Origin of the sequence: Paraburkholderia lebeckiae, assembly GCF_014201005.1 — a bacterium.
Classification (GTDB): domain Bacteria; phylum Pseudomonadota; class Gammaproteobacteria; order Burkholderiales; family Burkholderiaceae; genus Paraburkholderia; species Paraburkholderia tuberum.
Genome location: NZ_JACHDK010000059.1, coordinates 1 through 4284, shown reverse-complemented (window position 1 = coordinate 4284; position 4284 = coordinate 1). Strand labels below are relative to the sequence as shown.

The window sequence follows — 4284 nt, the reverse complement described above, 5'->3', positions numbered from 1 at the left end:
TGGCGCCTTGTTGGCGCTCTTGCCCTTGATTGCTTCTTCGAGCGCGGTACGGAATTCATCGCGGTTCATCAGTTCGGCCATCTTTGCTGCTCCTGAGATCTAGAGGGGGACAACGTCTACGGCTACGAGGCGGGGCGCTCGAACAGCAGACAGTGAACGCAGAATATCGCATCAAAAGAATAATGTATACTGTCTACCTTCGTTTGGGCTGAAGTCAGGAATGCGGCCGGATCCGTCCTCCAACGCTTGGCGCATATGTGAACCCTGTCTCGTCGCGGTCCTCGCACAGCAAATTTTTTTAGACGTCCGTCGCTCGACAAATTGTCGTCAGTATACAATGTTCATAACGCTCGGTAGTATTGAGCAACGCTAAGGCGCTTCCCAGCGCGCAGTCCGGATCTTCAGATCGAGAGGAAAGCGGCAATGCCGATGGTCACATTTCACAGGAACGGCGATACCTATCAGGGAGAGGTCAAGCAGAACACCAATCTGGTCGTACGCGCCGGCATCAAGCAGTTCCCGTTTCCGCACCTTCGCTATGAGTGCGGGATGGGGAAATGCTCCAAATGCGCGTGCGTCGTCCGCGCGGGCGGCGAGCATCTGCCCGCACCCAACTGGAAGGAAAAGAAGCAGCTCGGCGAGCGCCTCGAACAGGGATATCGCCTCGCCTGCCAGCTCTGGATCGAGCACGACATCGAACTCGAACAAACCGACGTGGGGGCCGCGGCATGAGCGTGAACGCGACACAGTCGATCAGTTACGTGATTCTCACGAGCAAGCCCGGCCAGTACCGCACGGAACCCATCGGCAAGCTGGCGCCGGCCGAAACGTGGGACTACTTATATTGCGGACGTCATCTGGCGACCTTCGTGATTGCCGCGCTTTACGGCGACGCGCGGATTCGCGTCACCAACGAAGCGGAGGGTGGTGAAGTCAACGATATGCCGACCCGCTTCCTCGAAAAATTCTCCGACCGGGATGAGGCGTTCGCGGCGCTTCAGATCCTGGTGGGCACCCGCAACCAGGACGCGCTATTGCGACCGGGCGTCACCGCGGTGGCACGCTGAAGCACGCTGCGCTCATATCCATACACGTATCCAGCCAGAACAGGTCTCACGCATGATCCAGATTACGTTTCTCAGCAATGACGGCAAGTGCGTCAGCGCCCCGCCGAACAGCAACCTGCTGCGCGTCTCGCTGCGCGAAAAAGGCGGTATTCCCTTCAAGTGCGGCGGCGGTCTGTGCGGCACCTGCAAGTGCAAAGTCGAACGCGGCCTCGAACACACCGACGCGGTGAAAGAGAAGGAAAAGCGCCATCTCAGCGACGCCGATCTCGAAGCCGGTTACCGGATGGCCTGCCAGACTTTCATCAACGGCGACGTGAGCGTGTCATGGTGAACCCGCAGCCGACTGACGAGCCGCTCGGCTCCCTGCCCGACGATCAACGTCGCCTTCTGCTCGAGATCGGGCCGCGCTGGAACGAGGACATCATCGCTCACCGGCAGACGGTGATCGACTGCTATACGCCGCTCGTCGCCGCTGCGCCGAAGGACGGCATCGTCGTGGAGCGGGACGTGCAATACGGTACGCACGCCCGTCATGTGCTCGACGTCTTTCAGCCGGCAGCGCTCGCGTCGCGTGACGATGGCGGTGACCCCGGGCCGCGCGATGCGGTCGTGTTCATCCACGGCGGTGCGTTCGTGCGTGGCAACAAGAGCGTGAACGGCCAGATTTACGACAACGCCTCTTATTGGTTCGCGTCGCAGGGACTGGTCGCGATCAACGTCGAATACCGGCTCGCCGACGTGGCGCCGTACCCGGGCGGCGCGCACGACGTCGCCGATGCGCTCGCCTACATTCAACAGCATGCGCGCACGCTGCGGATCGACCCCGCCCGCGTGTTCGTCGTGGGCCATTCGGCGGGCGGCGCGCATGCGGCCGCATGTCTGTTCGATCCGGCCGTCATTGAGCAACGCCCGCCTTCGCCTGTCGCCGGTCTGGTGCTGATCAGCGCGCGGGTGGCGGCCGACGTGCGCCCGGGCAACCCCAATGCGAAGCCCGTGCGCGCGTACTTCGGCGACGACGAGAGCCTGTATCCGGTGCGCTCTCCGCTCAGTCACGTCGCGCGCTCGTCGGTGCCGCTAATGATCGCGGTGGCCGAGTTCGAGAATCGCTATCTGGACGAATACGGCGCGCAGTTCTTCTTCGAAGCGCTGCGTCATCGCGGCACGCCGCCCCGGCTGATCCAGATGCGCGGTCACAACCACACGTCGATCGTCGCTCACTTCAATTCGGGCGAGGAGTATCTTGGGCGCGAGATTCTGCACTTCATCGGGAGCGTGGGTCGATAAAGCGGAACGCATCTCGCGCTCGCCCAGGAGCCACGAGAGCGATGCGCACGCGCTTCAACTATCGGTGCCGTCTGGACCGATAGTTGAACGTGCGCGGCAACCTTCATGAACAGCGCAGTCGATTCGCCTCGATGGCCTCCCAGACCGACGGCACAGGAGCCGAGCGAACCGGCGAAGGCACCGAGCTACGCATCCCGTCATAGTCGAGCTTGAACTCGTCGACCGCCTGCTGCAGCTGCAGGATCTGCTGCGACAGCGAAGACGCCGCGGCGGCGATCTGTTCGACGAGCGCCGCGAAGGTCACAGTTGAACAGGGAAAAGCCAATGCGCACGGAGTCGAACGGTCCCGTGCGCAAAAATGTCTCGTATACTATGTACAATAAAATGTGCTCGCACGACAAATTTTTAGGCGTTAACCATCGCCGGTCCGCATGCCCGCCCTCCGGAAAATCGTCGATTGGTCCGTCAACCACGGCAATTCCACGCCTTCAAGCATGTTCAAAAAAATTCCGCAATCCTCCTTGACCCGCGGATCGATCAAAGTCAAAAAACGCTGGCGTCTTTTTTGTATACCGCATACTTTGTCCTGCTGGATGATCACCCATAACTCCACGACCTCGCGCCAGCACCGAGGACGCCCCGCATCAAAGGAATAACGGATGAAAAAGACGTTCTACATTGCGGCCGCAATTTCAGGCGCAGCCGCCGTCAACGCCCACGCCCAAGGAAGCGTCACGCTTTACGGCCTGATCGACGTCTCGATCCAGTACACGAACAATCAGGGCGGCGGCAGCACGGTGGCGATGTCAAGCGGTACCACGCGCGGCAGCCGCATCGGGTTTCTCGGAACGGAAGATCTGGGCGGTGGAAACCACGCGATCTTCCGGCTCGAAAACGGCTTCGACGTCACCGACGGATCGCTCGGACAAGGCGGTCTGATGTTCGGCCGGCAGGCCTATGTCGGCCTCCAGAACGACCGTTGGGGCACGCTGACCTTCGGTAGGCAATACGAGTCGATGGTCGATTACGTGGCTCACCTGACGGCCGCCGACTGGTCCGTCTACATGGAGCACCCCGGCGACATGGACCTGACGAACCGCGGGGTACGTGTCGACAATTCCGTGAAATACACGAAAACCTACGGCGCTTTCACGGGCAGCGCGCTGTACAGCTTCGGCGGTCAGGCCGGCAGCTTCGGCGCGAACAGCATGTGGAGCGTGGGCGGCAGCTACGACGACGGTCCGCTGTATGTGGGCTTCGGCATGACTTACGCACGGCAGCCCGGCGCGCGGAACACCGGCACGTTCTGGAAGGCGTCGAACTCCGCCATTGGCGAATTCGTGACGGTGGCGCACTCGTTCCTGACCGTCGGCGGCGGCGCGGCGTACAGGTTCGGCTCGCTGAAGCTGGGCGGCGACATCACCAGCACGACGTACAAGGACGGCTTCGAACAGCAGAACGTCAACTTCATGAACTACGAAATCAACGGCGTGTACTACTTCACGCCGGCGCTTTCGGCGGGGCTGGGCGTCACCTACACCGACGGCAAGGTCGATGCGAACGACGGCGACCCACGCTACATCCAGTACAACGCGACGACGACCTACAGCCTCTCGAAACGCACCGACCTCTATGCATTCGCCACCTTCCAGCGTGCGATGGGCGACGCACAGGTGGCGCAGGTCACGCAGTTCATCAGCCCGTCAAGCACCAATAAACAGGCGTCGGTCGGCCTCGGCCTGCGCCACACCTTTTAACGACGTCGCGCTAACGCGCTGAGGCTTTCGCCTCGTCGACGACCCGAATTTCCATGCCCCGCGAAGGGCATGGACCGATCTCAGGAGCAGCAAAGATGGCCGAACTGATGAACCGCGATGAATTCCGCACCGCGCTCGAAGAAGCAATCAAGGGCAAGAGCGCCAACAAGGCGCCG

Annotated in this window: 7 protein-coding genes and 2 pseudogenes; 6 read left to right on the top strand and 3 right to left on the bottom strand. The window is 61.4% G+C overall.

Going from position 1 to position 4284, the window contains the following annotated elements:
- Positions 1–81 (bottom strand): annotated as a pseudogene (locus tag HDG39_RS34340) (TenA family transcriptional regulator); the annotation flags it as partial.
- Positions 82–423: 342 nt separating this feature from the next.
- Between HDG39_RS34340 and HDG39_RS34335 the strand changes: the two are divergent.
- From HDG39_RS34335 to HDG39_RS34320, 4 genes are read left to right on the top strand one after another with little or no spacing between them, the layout of a single operon-like run.
- On the top strand, positions 424–732 hold the full coding sequence (locus HDG39_RS34335) for a 2Fe-2S iron-sulfur cluster-binding protein (protein WP_184012697.1): 309 nt from the start codon (positions 424–426) through the stop codon (positions 730–732).
- A complete protein-coding gene (locus HDG39_RS34330) occupies positions 729–1067 on the top strand; it encodes a hypothetical protein (RefSeq protein ID WP_018418286.1) in 339 nt (112 codons plus the stop codon). The genes HDG39_RS34335 and HDG39_RS34330 overlap by 4 nt, the downstream gene beginning before the upstream one ends.
- A gap of 52 nt (positions 1068–1119) precedes the next feature.
- On the top strand, positions 1120–1398 hold the full coding sequence (locus HDG39_RS34325) for a 2Fe-2S iron-sulfur cluster-binding protein (protein WP_184012695.1): 279 nt from the start codon (positions 1120–1122) through the stop codon (positions 1396–1398).
- Positions 1392–2351 carry an alpha/beta hydrolase gene (locus HDG39_RS34320; RefSeq protein WP_184012693.1) on the top strand — a complete coding sequence of 320 codons (960 nt, stop codon included), beginning with the start codon at positions 1392–1394 and terminating at the stop codon, positions 2349–2351. The genes HDG39_RS34325 and HDG39_RS34320 overlap by 7 nt, the downstream gene beginning before the upstream one ends.
- 103 nt (positions 2352–2454) lie before the next feature.
- Here the strand turns inward: HDG39_RS34320 and HDG39_RS34315 are convergent, their stop codons facing one another.
- Both HDG39_RS34315 and HDG39_RS34310 read right to left on the bottom strand, forming a co-directional pair.
- Complete coding sequence (locus HDG39_RS34315; RefSeq protein WP_260328457.1) at positions 2455–2655, bottom strand: hypothetical protein; 201 nt, start codon at positions 2653–2655, stop codon at positions 2455–2457.
- A gap of 108 nt (positions 2656–2763) precedes the next feature.
- Positions 2764–2952 (bottom strand): hypothetical protein, encoded by a 189-nt coding sequence (locus HDG39_RS34310; RefSeq protein ID WP_184012691.1) that lies wholly within the window; start codon positions 2950–2952, stop codon positions 2764–2766.
- A 58-nt stretch (positions 2953–3010) separates the two neighbouring features.
- Here HDG39_RS34310 and HDG39_RS34305 point away from each other — a divergent pair, with 58 nt between their 5' ends.
- Together HDG39_RS34305 and HDG39_RS34300 are read left to right on the top strand one after the other, a co-directional pair.
- Positions 3011–4108 carry a porin gene (locus tag HDG39_RS34305; protein ID WP_184012689.1) on the top strand — a complete coding sequence of 366 codons (1098 nt, stop codon included), beginning with the start codon at positions 3011–3013 and terminating at the stop codon, positions 4106–4108.
- Between the two features lie 95 nt (positions 4109–4203).
- Positions 4204–4284 (top strand): annotated as a pseudogene (locus tag HDG39_RS34300) (TenA family transcriptional regulator); the annotation flags it as partial.

Excerpts from the sequence above, each read along its gene's own strand:
- HDG39_RS34335 (WP_184012697.1), top strand. The coding sequence starts at position 424 with ATGCCGATGGTCACATTTCACAGGAACGGCGATACCTATCAGGGAGAG.
- HDG39_RS34330 (WP_018418286.1), top strand. The coding sequence starts at position 729 with ATGAGCGTGAACGCGACACAGTCGATCAGTTACGTGATTCTCACGAGC.
- HDG39_RS34325 (WP_184012695.1), top strand. The coding sequence starts at position 1,120 with ATGATCCAGATTACGTTTCTCAGCAATGACGGCAAGTGCGTCAGCGCC.
- HDG39_RS34320 (WP_184012693.1), top strand. The coding sequence starts at position 1,392 with ATGGTGAACCCGCAGCCGACTGACGAGCCGCTCGGCTCCCTGCCCGAC.
- HDG39_RS34305 (WP_184012689.1), top strand. The coding sequence starts at position 3,011 with ATGAAAAAGACGTTCTACATTGCGGCCGCAATTTCAGGCGCAGCCGCC.